18 protein-coding genes are annotated in these 18,214 nt (G+C 65.0%); 14 read left to right on the forward strand and 4 right to left on the reverse strand.

The genetic code is table 11. The annotated features are described in order from the left end of the window. A partial coding sequence (locus tag QVE23_RS04070) for a Rossmann-fold NAD(P)-binding domain-containing protein (protein WP_502919063.1) occupies positions 1 to 505 on the forward strand: 505 nt, incomplete at its 5' end. Between the two features lie 54 nt (positions 506 to 559). Here QVE23_RS04070 and QVE23_RS04075 read toward each other — a convergent pair. Next, on the reverse strand, positions 560 to 1,897 hold the full coding sequence (locus QVE23_RS04075; RefSeq protein ID WP_136891431.1) for a helix-turn-helix domain-containing protein: 1,338 nt from the start codon (positions 1,895 to 1,897) through the stop codon (positions 560 to 562). Positions 1,898 to 2,126: 229 nt separating this feature from the next. On the opposite strand from QVE23_RS04075, the gene QVE23_RS04080 reads away from it, so the two are divergent. After that, positions 2,127 to 3,149, forward strand: coding sequence for a C45 family autoproteolytic acyltransferase/hydrolase (locus QVE23_RS04080; protein ID WP_287967605.1), 1,023 nt, complete (start codon positions 2,127 to 2,129; stop codon positions 3,147 to 3,149). A gap of 57 nt (positions 3,150 to 3,206) precedes the next feature. Then, complete coding sequence (malQ, locus tag QVE23_RS04085; protein ID WP_287967607.1) at positions 3,207 to 4,679, forward strand: 4-alpha-glucanotransferase; 1,473 nt, start codon at positions 3,207 to 3,209, stop codon at positions 4,677 to 4,679. Between the two features lie 32 nt (positions 4,680 to 4,711). Here the strand turns inward: malQ and QVE23_RS04090 are convergent, their stop codons facing one another. Beyond that, complete coding sequence (locus QVE23_RS04090) at positions 4,712 to 4,969, reverse strand: helix-turn-helix domain-containing protein (protein ID WP_119310484.1); 258 nt, start codon at positions 4,967 to 4,969, stop codon at positions 4,712 to 4,714. A 92-nt stretch (positions 4,970 to 5,061) separates the two neighbouring features. Between QVE23_RS04090 and QVE23_RS04095 the strand changes: the two genes are divergently transcribed. The 6 genes from QVE23_RS04095 (at position 5,062) to QVE23_RS04120 (ending at position 9,435) form a co-directional block, all read left to right on the forward strand. Then, complete coding sequence (locus QVE23_RS04095) at positions 5,062 to 5,367, forward strand: hypothetical protein (protein ID WP_119310485.1); 306 nt, start codon at positions 5,062 to 5,064, stop codon at positions 5,365 to 5,367. Between the two features lie 229 nt (positions 5,368 to 5,596). Beyond that, positions 5,597 to 5,863: a TM1266 family iron-only hydrogenase system putative regulator gene (locus QVE23_RS04100; protein ID WP_025545700.1), complete on the forward strand. Its 267-nt coding sequence runs from the start codon at positions 5,597 to 5,599 to the stop codon at positions 5,861 to 5,863. Positions 5,864 to 5,874: 11 nt separating this feature from the next. Continuing rightward, positions 5,875 to 6,909 carry an ABC transporter substrate-binding protein gene (locus tag QVE23_RS04105; protein ID WP_407934638.1) on the forward strand — a complete coding sequence of 345 codons (1,035 nt, stop codon included), beginning with the start codon at positions 5,875 to 5,877 and terminating at the stop codon, positions 6,907 to 6,909. 70 nt (positions 6,910 to 6,979) lie between these two features. Beyond that, on the forward strand, positions 6,980 to 7,744 hold the full coding sequence (locus QVE23_RS04110) for an ABC transporter permease (RefSeq protein ID WP_021752003.1): 765 nt from the start codon (positions 6,980 to 6,982) through the stop codon (positions 7,742 to 7,744). Continuing rightward, a complete protein-coding gene (locus QVE23_RS04115; protein ID WP_119310486.1) occupies positions 7,744 to 8,307 on the forward strand; it encodes an ATP-binding cassette domain-containing protein in 564 nt (187 codons plus the stop codon). Before QVE23_RS04110 ends, QVE23_RS04115 begins: the two co-directional genes overlap by 1 nt. A 285-nt stretch (positions 8,308 to 8,592) precedes the next feature. Further along, a complete protein-coding gene (locus tag QVE23_RS04120) occupies positions 8,593 to 9,435 on the forward strand; it encodes a DegV family protein (RefSeq protein WP_287967609.1) in 843 nt (280 codons plus the stop codon). A gap of 109 nt (positions 9,436 to 9,544) precedes the next feature. On the opposite strand, the gene QVE23_RS04125 is transcribed toward QVE23_RS04120, so the two are convergent. Next, a complete protein-coding gene (locus QVE23_RS04125; RefSeq protein ID WP_021749284.1) occupies positions 9,545 to 9,916 on the reverse strand; it encodes a RidA family protein in 372 nt (123 codons plus the stop codon). Between the two features lie 158 nt (positions 9,917 to 10,074). On the opposite strand from QVE23_RS04125, the gene QVE23_RS04130 reads away from it, so the two are divergent. Both QVE23_RS04130 and QVE23_RS04135 read left to right on the forward strand, forming a co-directional pair. Next, the gene (locus tag QVE23_RS04130; protein WP_025545641.1) at positions 10,075 to 10,818 is read left to right on the forward strand and encodes an acyl-[acyl-carrier-protein] thioesterase; all 744 of its coding nucleotides are present in this window, start codon (positions 10,075 to 10,077) and stop codon (positions 10,816 to 10,818) included. A 1-nt stretch (position 10,819) separates the two neighbouring features. Next, on the forward strand, positions 10,820 to 11,527 hold the full coding sequence (locus tag QVE23_RS04135) for an alpha/beta hydrolase (protein ID WP_021749286.1): 708 nt from the start codon (positions 10,820 to 10,822) through the stop codon (positions 11,525 to 11,527). Between the two features lie 64 nt (positions 11,528 to 11,591). Here the strand turns inward: QVE23_RS04135 and QVE23_RS04140 are convergent, their stop codons facing one another. Then, the gene (locus tag QVE23_RS04140; protein WP_021749287.1) at positions 11,592 to 12,611 is read right to left on the reverse strand and encodes an alpha-hydroxy-acid oxidizing protein; all 1,020 of its coding nucleotides are present in this window, start codon (positions 12,609 to 12,611) and stop codon (positions 11,592 to 11,594) included. Positions 12,612 to 12,836: 225 nt separating this feature from the next. On the opposite strand from QVE23_RS04140, the gene QVE23_RS04145 reads away from it, so the two are divergent. The 3 genes from QVE23_RS04145 (at position 12,837) to QVE23_RS04155 (ending at position 18,005) form a co-directional block, all read left to right on the forward strand. Beyond that, a complete protein-coding gene (locus tag QVE23_RS04145; RefSeq protein ID WP_287967610.1) occupies positions 12,837 to 13,772 on the forward strand; it encodes a DUF4349 domain-containing protein in 936 nt (311 codons plus the stop codon). 165 nt (positions 13,773 to 13,937) lie between these two features. Continuing rightward, positions 13,938 to 15,356 carry a spore germination protein gene (locus QVE23_RS04150; protein ID WP_273482025.1) on the forward strand — a complete coding sequence of 473 codons (1,419 nt, stop codon included), beginning with the start codon at positions 13,938 to 13,940 and terminating at the stop codon, positions 15,354 to 15,356. Between the two features lie 567 nt (positions 15,357 to 15,923). Continuing rightward, a complete protein-coding gene (locus QVE23_RS04155) occupies positions 15,924 to 18,005 on the forward strand; it encodes an elongation factor G (protein ID WP_025545335.1) in 2,082 nt (693 codons plus the stop codon). Positions 18,006 to 18,214: the final 209 nt, after the last annotated feature.

An 18,214-nucleotide genomic window follows, 5' to 3' on the forward strand; every position in this document is an offset into this window, starting at 1 on the left:
CGCCCGGTTCAATATGGGCAATAGTCTGATGGTGGGCTGCGCCAAGATGGGGATGCACTTTGTGGCCTGCGCCCCAAAGGCGTACATGCCGGACCAGAAGCTGATCGATACCTGCTTACGTCTCGCCGCCGAGACCGGCGCGGTGCTGGAGTTCATTGAAGACCCCATGGAAGCTGTCAAGAACGCCGACGTGCTGTACACGGACGTTTGGGTCTCCATGGGGGAGCCGATGGAGGTCTGGCAGGAGCGCATTGCCGCCCTGGCGCCCTATCAGGTGACAAAGGCCCTGATGGACAACGCCGGGCCCCAGTGCAGGTTCATGCACTGCCTGCCCGCCTACCATGACCACAAGACCAAGGTGGGGAAAGAGATGGGCGAGAAGTTCGGACGGGAGGCCATGGAGGTCACCGACGAGGTGTTCGAGTCCCCGGCCTCCATCGTCTTTGACGAGGCGGAGAACCGGATGCACACCATCAAGGCCGTCATGTATGAGCTGATGAAGTGAGAGAACGAAACAGTGCCCCGGAGTATCAAAACTCCGGGGCGCTGTTATGCGTTGTCAAAGCAGATCCCCCGGCTGCCAGTCGGCGGGCAGATCCTGCGGGGTTTGGACGTTCCCGCTCTGGTCGAGCCTGTAAGCGCACAGAATGGTCCATGTGGTCTGGCCGTGGTCATCGGTGATGCAGACGGCGGCTGTCAGGGTTTCCCCGGGCAGGAGTTCACAGGTGAAGGTGTAATCCGTCCAGTTATACATTTCCACAAACCCGGCCTCTGCCCACAGCTCCAAGGCCTCCGGAACGGGGACGGACGATTCCGGGACTGTCTCCTGATTTCGGTAGAAGCAGATCTCCACCTGAGACGGGGAGGGGCTGAAATGGGTGTTGCCTCCATGAGAGATGGAAAGGGACAACCCGCCCAGCGTGAGTTTCTTGCTGGTCTGCGGCCAGGAATCGCTCTGGAAATCTCTCCACTGGTTGGCCCAGTCGGTTTGGCTGAACCCACCCCACACATCCAGCCGGAAATTTCCGGGCAGACAGTCGTACAAGGTTTCCATCTGGTCGGCGGCAGTGACGCCATCCGTGGTGAGGGATGCGGAGAGAAGGATTTCCTGATCCATGGGAAGGGTCCAATTCTGAGCGGTGAAGGTTCCGTTTTTCCCAGAGGCCTCCGCAGAAAACTGCCGGCCGTCCGAGAGAAGGGCGGTGAAGAGGGCGGTGGTGTTGTCCTGCCAGCTTTTGGCCTGGGCCGACACCTGAAGGGTCACAGTCCCCGCTGCCAGGTCGTAGTCCGTAACCCGCGCCTGGGAAACCGCAAAAAGATTGGAATCCTCATCCAGGAGATCCCGGATCTGCCCGGCAAGTGCCCCAATCTGGCCGCTGACGCTGCTCTCGATACCGTACACCTGAGACTGGACTTGATCCAGGCGGCTGCCAAGGGCGGAAAGGCCGCTGCCCAAAGCCAGCGCCGCCGTCAAAGCCGCGCCGCAAATCCCGGCGCTTACGGCGATTTTTTTCTTCCGGCTCCACCTGGGGTTCTGGACGACCTGGGCCGCGTCAAGATATTTTTTTGCGATGGCCTCCACTGCCGCCAGCTCCCGGTCGGTCAGCTCCCCCGCCGGGGCGGTGCCCTCCACGCCTTCACCGGGGGCTTCCGGGGCATCTTTTTCGGAACGGTCCTCCGCCGCTTCCGGCTCTACTCCCAGCAGGGCGCCGATGGTGACGCCAAAGATCCGGCTCATGGCGATCAGGTTCTCCAGTTCCGGCACGGCGGCGTCCGCCTCCCACTTGCTCACCGCCTGGCGGCTGACGCCCAGCCGCTCCCCCAGGGATTCCTGAGAGAGGCCGGCGGCCTTTCGGGCCTCCTGGATGCGGCGGCCCAGGGTCTGCTGCTCCCGCATGGTATCAACTCCTTTGCCCTCACCATACCAGAGAGCGGGAAAAAGCGCAACCACCGGCGGGTTTCCCGGATGTCAACCACGGGTTGCGGATGGGAAAAAGAAAATAATTTCCCCTGAATCTCCTGAAAAAACAAATAAAAAATCTCTGCTTGACAACAATTTTTTATTGTTCTATGGTAAGGGCAGAGCTGCCGGCGGCTCCTGACAGAACTGGAAGGAGCGAATACACATGAATCATTTGACCTTGCGGGGCACCCACCGGGAGATGGGCTTTCAGTGGGGCGCCCGGCTGGCGGAGCGCGGCCTGCGCCTGCTGGACCACGTGCCCTTTTTCCTGACGGCGGAGCGGCGGGCCTTTGCTGCTGCCTGCCACCCGGCGTATGCGCGCCATTTCCCCGCCGCCCTGGAGGAGCTGGAGGGGCTGGCGGCGGGGCAGAACTGCCGGCAGGAGGACTTGGAGACGGTCCTCTTCACCACCTACGCCCTGCCGCCCGCCTGCGGCTGTTCCTGCCTGGCGGTGTCCAACGGGAACGGGGTGTTCTTCGGACGGAACAGCGACTTTCTGACGGCGCTGGAGCCGGACTACACCCATGTGACATACGGATTTTCCGACAGGGCGATCCCCTTTACAGGGAACACCACCTCGTTCGTGCAGATGGAGGACGCCGTCAACGCCCGGGGACTGGCCATCGGGCTCACCTCTGTCTACACGCCCAGGCCCCGGCCGGGCCTGAACGCCGGTATGGTCCTGCGGCTGCTGGCGGAGACCTGCGCCGCCGTGCCGGAGGCCCTGGACCGCCTGCGGGTGCTGCCCCTGGCCTCCTGCCAGACGCTGACGCTGGCGGATGCCGCCGGGGACATTGCCGTGGCGGAGTGCAGCCCGGAGGGGATGCGGGTGGAGCGTCCCGGCCCGGCGGGACCCTTCGTCTGCGCCGCGAATCTCTTTCACTCGGATCTGGCGGTCCCGCTGCCGCCGGGGCTGGACTCCTGGCGGGCGGCGGAGCGGTACGACACGATGCGCCGGGTGCTGGAGCGGGAGGGGGAGACGCTGGCTCTTTCCGACGTCCAGGCCCTACTGGCGGGGCGAAAGGGCTTTCTATGCCAGTATGACCGGGCTGCGGGACGGGACACCGTCTGGTCCGCGGCCTGCGACCTGACCCGGCGGCGCTGCCTGCTGGCGGAGGGCAACCCGGGGCGGACGGCCTTCCGGGAGATTCCCTTCCCAGTGGAGCGGGGGGACAGCCGCCCTTGACACCCGCCGCCCGGCTGCATACAATAGAACGGAATCTGACAAAAAGGAGGGGCTGATATGGAGCGTTCCGCTGGCATCCTGCTGCCGGTGTTCTCCCTGCCGGGGCCTTACGGCATCGGCTCCCTGGGCCGGGAGGCCCGGGCCTTTGCCGAATTTCTCCACAACGCCGGGCAGAGGTGGTGGCAGGTGCTGCCGGTGGGGCCCACCGGAGCGGGGAACTCCCCCTACACCAGCGAGTCCACCTTCGCCGGGAACCCGCTGCTCATCGACCTGGAGGACCTGCGGGACCGGGGCCTGCTGACGGAGGCGGAGTTGTCCGCCGCCCGGGTGCCGGAGGGAGCGCCCATCGACTACGCCGCCCTCTATGAGAGCCGGGAGGCGCTGCTGCGGCGGGCCTTCTCCCGGCTGGGCGGCGCGGAGGCCCAGTCCGTGCGGGACTTTGCCGCCGCCAATCCCTGGCTGGGGGAGTACGCCCTGTACCGGGCGCTCAAGGCCCGCTTCGGCCAGACGGCCTGGTTCGACTGGCCGGACAAGGACCTCCTGAACCACGACCCGGCGGCGCTGGCGGCCGCCCGGCAGGAGCTGGCGGAGGATATCGCTTTTCACCAGGCGGTGCAGTTCTGGTTCTTCTCCCAGTGGAAGGCCCTGAAGGACCACGCCAACGGCCTGGGGGTGCGGATCATCGGGGATCTGCCCATCTATGTGTCCCTGGACAGCGCCGACGTGTGGAGCGAGCGGAGGGAGTTCCTGCTGGACAAGGCGGGGCGGCCCAGCCGGGTGGCGGGCGTGCCGCCGGACTACTTCTCGGAGGAGGGCCAGCTGTGGGGCAACCCCCTGTACGACTGGGCGGCCCAGAAGCGGGACGGCTTCGGCTGGTGGATCAGAAGGGTGGAGGGCGCCTCCCGCCTGTTCGACGCCATCCGCATTGACCATTTCCGGGCCTTTGAGCGGTACTGGTCCATCCCCGCCGGGGCGGAGACCGCCAAGGAAGGGCAGTGGGAGCCGGGCCCCGGCATGGACCTGCTGCGGGTCCTGACCGGCTGGTTCCCCCACATCACTTATATTGCCGAGGACCTGGGGCTTCTCACGCCGGAGGTCCACCAGCTCCGGGAGGCGGCGGGCCTGCCGGGCATGAAGGTGCTGGAATTCGCCTTTTCAGGCCCCGGCAACGATTATCTGCCCCACAACTACGGCAGCCGCCGGTGCGTCTGCTACACCGGCACCCACGACAACGACACCGCCCTGGGCTGGTACGACCACGCAGGGGAAGCGGAGCGGGACTTCGCAGAGCGGTATCTGGGCGCCTCCGGCCGGGAGAATGTCCGGCGGGCGCTGTTGCGGTGCGGCATGGGCAGCACGGCGGAGCTGTTCGTGGCCCAGATGCAGGACTACCTGGCCCTGGGCAGCGAGGGGCGGATCAACGTCCCCGGCGTGGCGGCGGGCAACTGGCGCTGGCGGATGGCCCCCGGCGCGGCCGCGGCCGGGCTGGCGGCGGAGATCCGGGCGCTGGCGGAGGTCTACGGACGGTAAAGCAAAAGAACCCCCAGATGGGGGTTCTTTTATCATTCTGTGGCATTGTAAAAGTCTGCCAGCAGATCCCGCTCGGACACCTGAAGGACCTGACACAGGCAGGCCAGCTCATAATCCTTGACAAACCGGCGGTTTCTCTCAATTTTGCTGATAAGAGGCTGGTTAATGTCCACGCCCAGCAGCTGCAGCTGGGCGGCCAATTCCTCCTGGGAGAACCCGCGCTCCTTCCGAAGCTGTCGGAGGCGTTTGGCAATGAGATTGGACTCGGCGTTGTAATAGGACTTGTTCATGTTTTACACCAACACGATATATTTTCTTGACTATATCATGCCTGGTGATTTATAATTATTTCGTCCTGTTATAATGCGAGGAGGGAATCAAAATGAATTCTATCAGCGACAGGGAACTGTTGGAAAACCGGGACCGGGTGGAACAGCTCCGGTTTACCGCGTCAGTAGTGGGGGAGCTGATTGCACGGAATCAAATCGAATTGGTGCTGGGCAGCGATGCTGCGTGGAAAATGATTCGGGAACTGGCGGAGGAACGCTGCTTCCAGGCCCTGCGGGAAATCCGGAATGTTCTGGACGACAGCGGTCTCACGGACCCGGAATGCTTTGCGGAAATCGAAAAAATCATCTCTGTGTTGGAGGAGCTGGGGGTCGGCTGCGGCAGGCGGCACGACTTCTGAGCGCCGCCCTTGACGGCGGGGGCGTTCCATGGTATCATTTCCCTGTCCCTGGGAAGAAGCTCTGACCGGCGGACCGGACAATTTGGTTTCTGTCGCTCTGACCGGCACGGGCCCGCCCCGGCCGCAAGGCGGGGAAGCGCCCGGCGGTGCCGGGCGGACGGCGCATGTCAAAATCCCCCTCTGCCAGTGCGGCGGAGGGGTTTACTTTTTGGAAAGGGAGGAATCCTCTGTGGAGACCCGTGTGGCCGTGCTGGCGATCATCGTCCGGGACACGGCCTCTGTCCCGGCGCTGAACGAGCTGCTGCACCAGTACGCCCCCTATATCATCGGGCGGATGGGGGTGCCCTACCACGCCCGGGGCGTGAACATCATCAGCGTGGCGGTGGATGCACCGGCGGACGCCATCTCCGCCCTGTCCGGCAAGATCGGCCGGCTGGCGGGGATCACGGCCAAGACCGTTTACGCGCCGGAGGATGCACTGCAACAAGGAAAGTGAGGAAACAGAAGATGAAACAGTGGATGAAGAAGAGTCTGGCGGCCTGCCTAGCCCTGGTTATGTGCCTGACCCTGGCCGCCTGTGGCGGGAAGGAGGGCGAGACGCCCGCGGAGGAGTCCGTCAACGTCCGGGTGGCGGCCCTGAAGGGACCCACCGCCATGGGCATGGTGAAGCTGATGAGCGATTATGCTCCTGTGGAGGAAGCGTTGGAGGATAAGGAGAATGTGGTGACCGCTGGCGGCGGAAACACCTATGAGTTCACCCTGGCCGCCTCCGCCGACGAGGTGTCCCCCAAGCTGATGCAGGGGGAGCTGGACATCGCCTGCGTGCCGGCCAACCTGGCCTCCGTGCTGTATAACCGGACGGACGGCGGCATCGTCACCCTGGCGGTGAATACCCTGGGCGTGCTGTATATTGTGGAGAATGGCAATTCCGTCCAGTCCATGGCGGATCTGGCGGGCCGGACCATCGTGGCCTCCGGCAAGGGCTCCACGCCGGAGTACGCCCTGCGGTATCTGCTGACGGAGAACGGCATCGACCCGGACACCGGCGTCACCATCGACTGGAAGAGCGAGCACAGCGAATGCGTGGCATCCCTGGCATCCGGCGCGGCCACCATCGCCATGCTGCCCCAGCCTTTCGTCACCGTGGCCCAGACCCAGCTGCCGGACCTGCGGGTGGCCCTGGACCTGACAGAGGAGTGGGACGCCCTGGACAACGGCTCCGCCCTGCTCACCGGCGTGGTGGTGGCCCGGGCAGACTTCGTGAAAGAGCACCCGGCGGCGGTCAGCAACTTCCTGGAGCAGTACAGCGCCAGCGTGGACTGGGTGAACGCCAACACCGCCGAGGCGGCGGAGCTCATCGGCGGCTATGATATCGTGGACGCTACTGTGGCGGAGAAGGCCCTGCCTTACTGCAATATCGTGTGCGTCACCGGCACGGAGATGATGGATATGCTGTCCGGCTATCTGAGCGTGCTGTGGGAGCAGGACGCAGAATCCGTGGGCGGCGGTATGCCCAACGACGACTTCTATTACGGCGCGTAACGGCTGACAAATTTTCCGCGCCCCGGGAACACCCGGGGCGCGGTGGTTTCCAGGAGAAAGGGGGAGGCAGATGAAGCGGCGAACAGGCTCTGTCCGGCTGTGGGCGGCGGCCTTCTGGCTGCTGGTGTGGGAGGGGGCCAGTCTGGCCCTGGCGGCTACCACCGGCGGGCGGATGCTGCTGCTGGCCTCTCCGGTGCAGGCGCTGGGGCGGCTGCTGGCCCTGGCGGGCACGGCGGCCTTCTGGCAGGCGGTGGCCTTCTCCTCCCTCCGCATCCTGGGGGGCTTTCTCCTGGCCTGCGCACTGGCGGCGGTGCTGGCACCGCTGGCGGCCCGTTTCCAGTGGATCCGGGACCTGTTGAGCCCCCTGGTGGCGGTGGTGAAAGCGGTGCCGGTGGTGTCCTTCATCATCCTGGCGCTGATCTTCTTCTCGTCGGAGAACCTGTCTTTGCTGATCTCTGCCCTGATGGTGTTCCCGCCGGTGTATCTGAACGTGCTGGAGGGCATCGGGCACACGGACCGGCAGCTGCTGGAGATGGCCCGGGTGTTCCGGGTGCCGGTCTCCCGGCAGCTGCGGGGCATCTACCTGCCGGCGGTGCTGCCCTATTTCCGCTCCGCCGTGTCATTGGGGCTGGGCCTGTGCTGGAAGTCCGGCGCGGCGGCGGAGGTCATCGGCCTGCCTGCCGGGTCTATCGGCGAGGCGCTGTACACCGCCAAGGTGTACTTCCAGACCGGAGACCTCTTCGCCTGGACGGCGGTGATCGTGACGGTATCGGTGATATTCGAGCGGCTGTTCCTCCGCCTGGTGGACGCCGCAGTGAGAAAGGCGGGCAGCTGATGGAGATTGCGGTGAAGCACCTGTGCAAATCCTTCGGGGGCCGGACGGTGCTGCGGGACTTGACCTTTACTGCGGGACCCGGCATTACGGCGGTCATGGCGCCCTCCGGGACCGGCAAGACCACCCTGCTGCGCATCCTGCTGGGGCTGGAGCGGCCGGACAGCGGCACGGTGGAGGGGCTTGCGGGAAAGCGGCTCACCGCCGTGTTCCAGGAGGACCGGCTGCTGGAGCACCTCTCCGCTGAGGGCAATCTCCGGTTTGTGCTGGGCCGGGTTTATGACCCCGCCGCGGCCCGGGCCCTGCTGGACCGGCTGGGCCTGCCGGACACGGGCGCGCAGCCGGTGCGGGAGTTCTCCGGCGGCATGAAGCGGCGGCTGGCCCTGGCACGGGCGCTGCTGGCGCCCTTTGACGCGCTGGCGCTGGACGAGCCCTTCACCGGCCTGGACCGGGAGAACCGGGACCTGGCCCTGGCCTGCATCCGGGAGACGGCGGGGGATCGGCCGGTACTGCTGGTGACCCACGATGCCGCCGACGCGGCGGGATCGCCGGTCGTCACGCTGTAAGGAAGAACAGAGCGCGGCGCCGCCTCCGGGCGGCGCCGCGGTGCGCCATAGGACTAGCTTTTTGGGAGAGACTATGGTACAATGGCCGCAAAGCGGCGGGAGGGCGCCTGCCATGGCTGGGACCACGCCCGGCCTCCTGCGGGACAGCCGCCCGGAGCACCAGATCCCCGCGGGGGGTGGCGCAGCAGCCGCAGCGTCAGCGCACCGCTCCCGTGGGGGGCCGACCATCCAACAACCTCAACCCCGGACGGCCGTCCGGGGATGCGACCAAAAGGAGCTGTCTGTATGATTAAGATCACCACCGACTCCACCTGCGACCTGCCGCGGGAGCTGCTGGAGCGATACAATATCACCGTGACCCCGCTGGGGATCATCAAGGCGGGGAAGCTGTACCAGGACGGGGTGGACATCCGCACCGGGGACATCGCCGCCCATGTGGACGCCGGCGGCGAGATCACCACCACCAACGCCGTCAATGTGGCGGACTATGAGGAGCTGTTCCGCCGTCTGATGGAGGAGTATGACGCGGTCATCCACCTGAACATCGGCATGGGCTTTTCCAGCTGCCACCAGAATGCCCGCCTGGCGGCGGAGGAGGTGGACGGCGTGTATGTGGTGGACTCCGCCAACCTGACGGTGGGCCATGGGATGCTGGTGCTGGCCGCCGCGGAGGCCGCGGAGGCCGGGAAGTCTGTGACGGAGATCCTGGCGATGCTGGAGGAGATGATTCCCCGGGTGGAGACCAGCTTTGTGCTGGACCGGCTGGATTACATGAAAAAGGGCGGTCGCTGCTCCACCGCCACGGCCCTGGGTGCCAGCCTGCTGAAGCTCCACCCCTGCCTGGACGTAGTGGACGGCAAGCTGCCGGTGACGAAGAAGTACCGGGGCTCCATCGAGAAGGTGGTGGAGGAGTACGTCCGGGACCGGCTGCGGGACCGCACGGACCTGGACACCCGCCGGGCCTTTCTGGTGGACACCTGCCCGGACGACCACCTGGCCTCCATCGCCCGGGAGATCCTGCGTCAGGACGGGCGGTTCCAGGAGATCATCGAGGCCAAGGCGGGGTGCACCATCTTCTGTCACTGCGGCCCCGGCACCCTGGGCGTGATCTTCCTGCGGAAGGCGTGAGACCGTGCGCGCTGCGGGCGGCAGGCCCGGCGGCCCGCTTCCCGCGCCCTGGCATCAAACAGAAGAGCCGGCCCCTCTGGGGACCGGCTCTCTTTGCTGGAAATCAGATTTACTTGACGGCGATGGCCTCGATCTCGCAGAGCACGCCCTTGGGCAGCTCTCGCACGGCCACGCAGCTGCGGGCGGGCTTGGAGGTGAAATACTTGGCGTACACCTCGTTGAAGGCGGCGAAGTCGCCCATGTCCGCCAGGAAACAGGTGGTCTTCACCACGCTCTCTAGAGTGACGCCGGCGGCCTCCAGAATGGCGCCCACGTTCTTGCAGCTCTGCTCCGCCTGTGCGGCGATGCCCTCGGGGATAGCGCCGGTGGCGGGGTCCACGGGAATCTGGCCGGAGGTGATGACCAGGTCGCCGAAGGCGTAGCCCTGGGAGTAAGGGCCGATGGCGCCCGGAGCGTTGGGGGTGGAAATCACGGTTTTCATGGGAAAACCCTCCTTTGATCGATTTGGATACCTTCATCATAACATCCGCCGCAGAAAAGTCAACTACCGGCGCTTGTGAAAAAGGGAAAATCGTGGTATACTTTTTTGGAATGTCTTACAGGAAGGGCGGACGGCCCGCCGGAAGGAGAAGAGCAAGTATGAGCGATTTGAGGGAAGTCCTTCAGGAGAACAGCTATCTGCGCCAGAAGCAGCTGATCTTCGCGGACTGCGACCGGTACCAGCGGGCCCGGGTGAGCACGCTGTTGAGCATCGCCGCCGCCGTGGCCGGGGCGGACTACGACGCCCGGGGTCTGACCTATGAGAAGCTCTATGAGATGCGGGAGGTGTTCCTGCTCTCCCGCATCGCCCTGCGGATCCATCGCTGCCCCAGGGCGCTGCAGGTGGTGGACGTCACCACCTGGGAGGACGGCGTCAAGGCCGCCCACATGCAGCGGGTGTATGAGATCACGGACAGGGAGGGGCTTCTGGTGTCCATCCGCAGCGACTGGATTCTGGTGGACCCGCAGACCCGGCGCATCATGCGGCCCGGCACCTTCACAGCCAAGAAGCTGGGCACCTGCCCCAAGGCCATCGACGCTCCGGAGCCCCGGAAGATCCTGCTGCCCCGGGAGGGGGTTGAGGATCTGGGCGCCCGGAAGGTGGTCTGGTCCGACCTGGACGGTAACGGCCATGTGTACAGCGGCAACTACGGTGACTTCGTCTGGGACTACCTGCCCGCCGACCTGCAGGAAAAGGTGCCCCGGGAGTTCTTCATCAATTACAGCAAGGAAGCCACCCTGGGCCAGGAGCTGCGGATGGTGGGCTGCCGCAAGGGCGGCGAGTATCTGATGGAGGGCCTGGGCCCGGAGGGCGTCTGCTTCTCCGCCCAGTGCGTGTTTTAAGATGCGGGCGGAACCATTTTCCCTGGGCGGGATGCCGGCCCTCCGCTGGGGGCGGCCCAGCCGGCAGGGGATCCTCTACCTCCACGGCCAGGGCGGAAGCAAGGCGGAGGCTGCGTTCTTTGCCGCCGCGGCGGCGGACGCCGGGTGGCAGACCGTCAGCGTGGATCTGCCCGGCCACGGGGACCGGGAGTCAGAGGCCGCGGCTCTGGTCCCCTGGCAGGTGGTGCCGGAGCTGCGGTGCGCCCTGGCGGAGCTGCGGGGCAGATGGGACCGGGTGGGGCTCTTCGGCTCCAGCCTGGGGGCCTGGTTCGGCCTGCTGGCATATCCGGACGCGCCCCTGGCGGGGGCGCTGTTCCTCTCTCCGGTGGTGGACATGGAGGCCCTGATCCGCAAAATGATGGGCTGGGCCGGTGTCAGTGAGGAGCGGCTGGCCCAGGAGGGGCGCATCCCCACAACGTTCGGCCAGACCCTCTCCTGGGAATATCTGCGATACGTCCGGACCCACCCTGCCCGCCGGTGGCGGACGCCCACGGCCATCCTGTACGGCGCCCGGGACCATCTGACGGACCGGGAGACCGTGGAGGCCTTTGCCGCCCGGAATGGCTGCCGCCTGACTGTGGAGGAGGCCGGAGAGCACTGGTTCCACACGCCGGAGCAGCTGGCGGTGGTGGACCGCTGGCAGCGTGCCTGCCTGGCGGACCTGGAATAAGAGAACAGCGAAGCGCCGCCCCGCATCCGCGGGGCGGCGCTGTGATTTGAAGCGGGAGCAGAGCTCAGAACCCGTACAGCATGGAGCGGCTGATGTCCGCCAGGGAGTGGGCGCCGCACATAGCCATGGTGTCGGCCAGCTCGGCCTTCAGCTTTTCCACATAGGTCTTGACGCCCTCGGCACCGGCACCGTACACCATGGTGACGAAGGGCCGGCCGATCAGCACCGCGTCCGCGCCCAGGGCCAGGGCCTTGAACACGTCCATGCCGGTGCGGATGCCGCCGTCCACCAGAATGGTCATCCGGCCGCCCACGGCGTCCACGATGGCGGGCAGCACCTCTGCGGTAGAGGGGCACTGATCCAGCACCCGGCCGCCGTGGTTGGACACCACGATGCCCTTGGCCCCGGCCTCCAGAGCTTTCTTGGCCCCGGCTACGGTCATGATGCCCTTGACGATGAAGGGCTTCTCCGCCATGGCAACGATCTCGCGCAGCTCCTCCACAGTCTTGCTGCCGGCGGGGGGCGTCATGTTCTTCAGGAAGGGCAGGCCCGCCGCGTCGATGTCCATGGCGATGGCAAAGGGATCTGCGGCCTTCACCAGGTCCATCTTCTGCCGGATGGTCTCCAGGTTCCAGGGCTTGACGGTGGGCACGCCGCAGCCGCCGTTCTTGGCGATGGCCGCCGCAGCGCCCTCCATGACCGCGGGGTCCGTGCCGTCGCCGGTGAAGGCGGCGATGCCCGCTTCAGCACAGGCGGCCACCAGGATGTCGTTATAGGCCAGATCGTTGTACTTGTCCCCGTAGTGGAGCGTCATGGCGCCCACCGGGGCAGCGAAGACCGGCAGGTCCACCGTGCGGCCGAACAAGGTGAAGGAGGTGTCCACCGGCTTGTTCTCGCAGATGGTGTCCATGTTGACGCACAGCTCCTGCCACTTCTGATAGTTACGGATGAAGCCGGTCCCGATGCCCTTGGCGCCGGGGCCGGGGACGGTGTTCCTGCAGGCCAGGCCGTTGCACACGGGACAGGCCTTGCAGTAGGGGCCCATGGCGCCCCGCGCTTGTTCCAGAACTTCCTGATATGTCATAGATTTTCCCCTCCGAATTGTTTTCCGAAAACCGCGGCACGCCGCGGAAGGCTGCCTTGATTGTACTCCCTTTGAGAGAAAAAGGCAACCTTTGGCAGAGAAGTTCCCGGGCGCAAAAAGAGGCTGGAAAAATTTTTTGTTTTCCTGCAACATACGGCCCGCCTTTCCGTCTGAATAGGCAGAGGCCCCGGTTTGGAAGCGGGGCGTGAAAAGGAGGGTATTGGAATGAAAAGAGGCTTTGCGTGGCTGCTGACGCTGCTGGCGCTGCTAGGTCTGCTGTCCGGCTGCGGCGGTGGTGGTGATACGACTGCGCCGGACACCGCCTCCAACAGCGCCGCCACGGAGGAGGCGGACGACGCGGGCGGCTCCTACGGTGCCTGGGCAGAGGCGGAAGTGGCTGAGGACTCCGGCGGTACGGCGGAGGACGGTGCCTCCGACCGTCTGGAGAACGCCAAGATGATCTACACCGCCCGGATGGAGGTGGAGACCACCGCCTTCGACACCGCCGACGCGGACCTGCGGACGCTGGTGGAGGTCCTGGGGGGGTATTTTGAGCAGGCGGCGGTCCATGACTACGGCAGCGGCTACCGCTCCGGCGACTACAAAGTGCGCATCCCCGCAGACCAGTTCCAGCCTTTCCTGGACCAGGTGGGGACACTGTGCCACGTCACCTATCAGGAGCAGACCAGCGAGAACGTCAGCGAGGCGTACTACGACGCGGAGAGCCGCCTGGCCACTCAGAGGACCAAGCTGGAGCGGCTGCAGAACCTGCTGGCCCAGGCGGAGAATATGGAGGACATCATCACCATCGAATCCGCCATCTCCGACACGGAGCTGGAGATCGAGCGGCTCACCGGTACCCTGCGGCAGTATGACGCCCTGGTGGACTACGCCACTGTCTATCTCTCCCTCCAGGAGGTGTACCAGCTCTCCAATGTGGAGGAGCCGGCTACCAGCTTTGCAAGCCGCATGGGCGCGGCCTTTGCCTCTGGCTGGCGGGGGTTTGTGGGCGCACTGGAGAGTCTGGCCGTGGCCCTGGCCTACGGCTGGGTGTGGCTGCTGCTTCTGGCGGCGGTTGGCACCGTGGCGGGCCGCCTTCTCTGGAAGAGGAGGCGCAGGGAGCGGCAGGCCGCCTCCAAGGAGTCGGAGAACAAGCCGTAAGACAGAACGGAACAAACAGCGCATCCGGCGTTGGATACGCTGTTTTCCTGCCGGATTTTTGAAAATGATGTGGATTTTTGACGGATGATATTCCGTTTTGTGTTCGCTGTCGGGCATACACCGCGCCGCCGCGGCACATACTAGCGGGGATCACGGAGGTGGAGCATGAATCGGATTTCATCCAATTATGAGGAAAATGTGCAATGGTTCAACGACGTGCTAGGGGCAGGCCGCAGCTGCGACATGGTATGTCGGGACCTGTATGTGGGCGGCCGGCGGGCCCGGTTCTGGGTCATCGACGGCTTCGGCGGGGACGCCATCCTGGAGCGGATGGGGGCCTTCTGGCTGTCGCTCCAGCCGGAGGCGGTGCAGGGCCTGACGGAGATGCAGCAGTTCGCGGACCGCTATGTGACCTTTATGGAGGTGAACGTCAGCTATGACCGGGATGACATCGTCACCTCCGTGCTGATGGGCAAAAGCCTGCTGGTGATGGAGGGGCTGTCCGGCGCGGCGCTGATCGACGCCAAGGAGTATCCCAGCCGCAGCGTGGGAGAGCCACCGGACGGCAAGGTCCTCCGGGGCTCTCACGACGGATTCATTGAGGCGGTGGTGCCCAACATGGCCATGCTGCGCCGCCGCATCCGGGATCCCCACCTGACCATGGAGGGGCTGAAGGTCGGCCAGCGGACCCACAGCGACGTGGCGCTGTGCTACCTGGATGACCGGGTGGACCACGCCCTGCTGGACGAGCTGCGCCACAAGCTCCAGAACATCCAGGCCAACTCCCTCACCATGGCGCAGGAGAGCGTGGCGGAGGCCATCCGCCCCAAGCAGTGGTACAACCCCTTCCCAAAGGTGCGGTACACTGAGCGGCCGGACACCGCCGCCGCCTGCGTCATGGAGGGCAGCATCATTCTGATGGTGGACAACTCTGCGGCGGTGATGATCCTGCCCACCACCTTTTTTGACTTTACCCAGGAGGCCAATGACTTCTATTTTCCCCCGCTGGTGGGCACGTATCTGCGGATCCTGCGGGTGACGGTGTTCCTGATCTCCCTGCTGATTACCCCTGCCTGGTACCTGATGGTCAGCTCGCCGGGGCGCCTGCCGTCCTGGCTGGATTTCCTCTCCTCCCCGGAGCCGGCGGCGCTGTCTCTGCTGTCCCAGCTGCTGGTGGTGGAATTCCTGATCGACGTGCTGAAGCTGGCGTCCCTGAACACGCCGGATACGCTGTCCAACTCCTTCTCCATGCTGGGGGCCTTGATCCTGGGTGATTTTGCCGTGCAGGCCGGATGGCTGGGGCCGGAAGTACTGGTGTATATGGCATTCGTCTCCGTGGCGGGCTTCGCCCAGCCCAGCTATGAGCTGGGGTACGCCTTCAAGCTGCTGCGGGTGGCGCTGCTGCTGCTGACAGCGGCCTTCGACGTCTGGGGATTCTGCCTGGGGTTCGTGGGCATCCTAGTCCTGCTGGCCACCACAAAACCCCTGGTGGGCCACGGGTATCTCTATCCCCTGATCCCCTTCAACGGCAAGGCGCTTCGCCGGCTGCTGGTGCGGGAACCCATCAATCGGGACAACACCTGAGAGACCCGCGCCTCCCCGCACGCGCCGGACAGGATTCTGTCCGGCGCGTTTTTTACCCGAAAGCAGAAAATTTTTCAAACTGTGGCATTTCCAACCTCTTTTGGAAAAAATGGGCGCTCTGATGAAACGGACTGCGGGGACAAAAGCCCGCCCCGGTGCGTTTGACGAGGAGAGAAGGGACTCATATCACGGATCATCATGAACTTCTACACCCCTTCAGCTTTGGATGGAGGGGAAATTTGAACAGGCGGGAGAGATGCAGCCGGCGGAGAGAAATGAGGGGCCGCCACAGCTGCTCCGGTGGCCGGACGGCCCGGCTGCCGTCTTTGCAGCCGCGCTGGAGACGGCCGTGCGTGCCTGCATGGCGCCGCCCGGCGGGGGGAAACTGTTTTTCGCCGACTTGACGAAATTTCCGGCTGTTTTTTCACTCTCCTGCCCAAAACGGGGAATGTGCCAAAATTTTTGTTGTATTGCACCGGCAAAGGTTGTATAATTTCTACATTAGGCATCCCCGGCGGCCGGTGGGACTGGCCGCGGCAACAGCACAACATAAGGAGTGGAACAAACATGAGCTATTCTGTACAAAACATCCGCAACGTCTGTCTGCTGGGCCACAGCGGAAACGGCAAGACCGCCCTGGCAGAGAGCCTGCTGTATATGACCGGGGCCATCGACCGGATGGGCCGGGGCGCGGACGGGAATACGGTCTGCGACTATGATCCGGAGGAGACCAAGCGGCAGATCTCCATCTCCACCGCTGTGGCGCCGCTGGAGTACAAGGGGTGCCGGATCAACGTGCTGGACACGCCGGGCGCGTTCGACTTCGCCGGCGAGGTGATCGAGGCTCTGCGGGCCGCCGACGCCGCCATCATCGTCTGCTCCGCCAAGGACGGCGTGTCCGTGGGCCTGGAGAAGGCGTGGAAATACTGCGAGGAGCGGAATATGCCCCGCTTTATCTATATCTCCAAGACCGACGAGGACAACAGCGACTACAACGCCACCTTCGAGGCTCTGCGGGCCCGGTTCGGCAACAAGATCGCGCCTCTGGTGGTGCCCATCTGGGACGAGGGCAAGAAGGTCACCGGCATCATCGACGTGCTGAACAAGCGCGCCTATGAGATGCAGGACCAAAAGCGGGTGGAGATCGAGATCCCCGAGGGCAAGGACGCCGTCATCGAGGAGTTCAACAACGCCCTGAAGGAGTCCGTGGCCGAAACCAGCGAGGAGTTCATGGACAAGTTCTTCGGCGGCGAGGACTTCACCTACGCCGAGATGATTCAGGGCCTGCGCCAGGGCGTGCGGGAGTTGAGCCTGTTCCCCGTGCTGTGCGGCTCCGCTGTCAACTGCATGGGCAGCCTGATGCTGCTGGACGACATCGTGGACCTGCTGCCCAACCCCATGGAGGGCAACTATCACAAGGCCACCCGCCAGGACGGCGAGACGGAGCCCTTTGTGGTCTCCCCCGGCGGCGTGCCTACGGCCTTCGTGTTCAAGACCGTCTCTGACCAGTACGGCAAGTACAGCTTCGTCAAGGTGCTCTCCGGCACCCTGACGCCGGATCTGCCCATGGTCAACGCCCGCACCGGCGTCTCTGAAAAACTGGGCCGCCTGTACACGATGCGGGGCAAGAAGGCCACCGAGGTGAAGGAGCTGGGCTGCGGCGACATCGGCGCCATCGGCAAGATGGAGAAGGTCAAGACCGGCGATACCCTGTGCGACGCCCGGAAGGTCGTCGCCCTGAAGGAACTGCCCTTCGCAGAGCCCTGCTATTCCGTGGCCATCGTGCCCAAGACCCGGGGCCAGGAGGACAAGATCGCCCAGGGCCTGGCCCGTATGAACGAGGAGGATCCCACCTTCTCCGTCACCAACAACGCCGAGACCCACCAGATGGTGCTCAACGGCTCCGGCGACATGCAGGTGGATGTGCTGGTCAGCAAGCTGAAGAGCCGCTTCAATGTGGAGGCGGATCTGAAGCCCGTGCGGGTGCCCTATCGGGAGAAGATCCGCAAGACTGTCCAGAAGCAGGGCCGCCACAAGAAGCAGACCGGCGGCAGCGGCCAGTTCGGCGACGTGTGGATCCGGTTTGAACCCCAGACGGAGCAGGACGACATGATCTTCGCCGAGGAGGTCTTCGGCGGCAGCGTGCCCAAGAACTTCTTCCCTGCGGTGGAGAAGGGCCTGCGGGAGGCCTGCGCCCACGGTCCCCTGGCGGGCTATCCCGTGGTGAACCTGAAGGCCGTGCTGTACGACGGCTCCTACCATCCGGTGGACTCCTCCGAAATCGCCTTTAAGACCGCGGCGCAGCTGGCCTACAAGGCCGCCCTGCCGGAGGCCAACCCGGTCCTGCTGGAGCCGGTGGGCGAGCTGAAGGTCACTGTGCCCGACAGCTACATGGGCGACGTCATCGGCGATCTGAACAAGCGCCGGGGCCGCGTCATGGGCATGGATCCCACCGGCGACGGCAACCAGGTGATCTCTGCGGAGGTGCCCATGGCTGAGATGGGCAGCTACGCCATCGATCTGCGGTCTATGACGCAGAGCCGCGGCAGCTTCACCTTCCACTTCGTCCGCTACGAGGACTGCCCGCCGGCAGCCCAGGAGAAGGCCATCGCGGAGGCGAAGGCGCTCCAGGCGGCGGAGGAGAAGTAAGGAAGAGGCAGTCCGCGTCTCTCCGCCGGGAGTCCGGCGTACAAGTATTTTGCCGGAGGCAAAATCTTGAAATCGGCCGAATTCACTTCGGACGATTTGCGTCCAATGCGGGGTCCCCGCAGGGCGCAAAGCGGCTTGCGGGGCGACTGCCCGCCTGCGGCCCAGGAGAAGGCCATCGCGGAGGCGAAGGCGCTCCAGGCGGCGGAGGA

Origin of the sequence: Oscillibacter sp. KLE 1728 (genome assembly GCF_934833455.1) — a bacterium.
In the GTDB taxonomy this organism is placed as follows: Bacteria; Bacillota; Clostridia; order Oscillospirales; family Oscillospiraceae; genus Oscillibacter; species Oscillibacter welbionis.

Coding starts and splice junctions, on each gene's coding strand:
- QVE23_RS04105 (WP_407934638.1), top strand. CDS start 5,875: ATGAAACAGTGGATGAAGAAGAGTCTGGCGGCCTGCCTAGCCCTGGTT.
- QVE23_RS04125 (WP_021749284.1), bottom strand. CDS start 9,916: ATGAAAACCGTGATTTCCACCCCCAACGCTCCGGGCGCCATCGGCCCT.
- QVE23_RS04115 (WP_119310486.1), top strand. CDS start 7,744: ATGGAGATTGCGGTGAAGCACCTGTGCAAATCCTTCGGGGGCCGGACG.
- QVE23_RS04080 (WP_287967605.1), top strand. CDS start 2,127: ATGAATCATTTGACCTTGCGGGGCACCCACCGGGAGATGGGCTTTCAG.
- QVE23_RS04140 (WP_021749287.1), bottom strand. CDS start 12,611: ATGACATATCAGGAAGTTCTGGAACAAGCGCGGGGCGCCATGGGCCCC.
- QVE23_RS04110 (WP_021752003.1), top strand. CDS start 6,980: ATGAAGCGGCGAACAGGCTCTGTCCGGCTGTGGGCGGCGGCCTTCTGG.
- QVE23_RS04120 (WP_287967609.1), top strand. CDS start 8,593: ATGATTAAGATCACCACCGACTCCACCTGCGACCTGCCGCGGGAGCTG.
- malQ (WP_287967607.1), top strand. CDS start 3,207: ATGGAGCGTTCCGCTGGCATCCTGCTGCCGGTGTTCTCCCTGCCGGGG.
- QVE23_RS04095 (WP_119310485.1), top strand. CDS start 5,062: ATGAATTCTATCAGCGACAGGGAACTGTTGGAAAACCGGGACCGGGTG.
- QVE23_RS04150 (WP_273482025.1), top strand. CDS start 13,938: ATGAATCGGATTTCATCCAATTATGAGGAAAATGTGCAATGGTTCAAC.
- QVE23_RS04155 (WP_025545335.1), top strand. CDS start 15,924: ATGAGCTATTCTGTACAAAACATCCGCAACGTCTGTCTGCTGGGCCAC.
- QVE23_RS04145 (WP_287967610.1), top strand. CDS start 12,837: ATGAAAAGAGGCTTTGCGTGGCTGCTGACGCTGCTGGCGCTGCTAGGT.
- QVE23_RS04090 (WP_119310484.1), bottom strand. CDS start 4,969: ATGAACAAGTCCTATTACAACGCCGAGTCCAATCTCATTGCCAAACGC.
- QVE23_RS04130 (WP_025545641.1), top strand. CDS start 10,075: ATGAGCGATTTGAGGGAAGTCCTTCAGGAGAACAGCTATCTGCGCCAG.
- QVE23_RS04075 (WP_136891431.1), bottom strand. CDS start 1,897: ATGCGGGAGCAGCAGACCCTGGGCCGCCGCATCCAGGAGGCCCGAAAG.
- QVE23_RS04135 (WP_021749286.1), top strand. CDS start 10,820: ATGCGGGCGGAACCATTTTCCCTGGGCGGGATGCCGGCCCTCCGCTGG.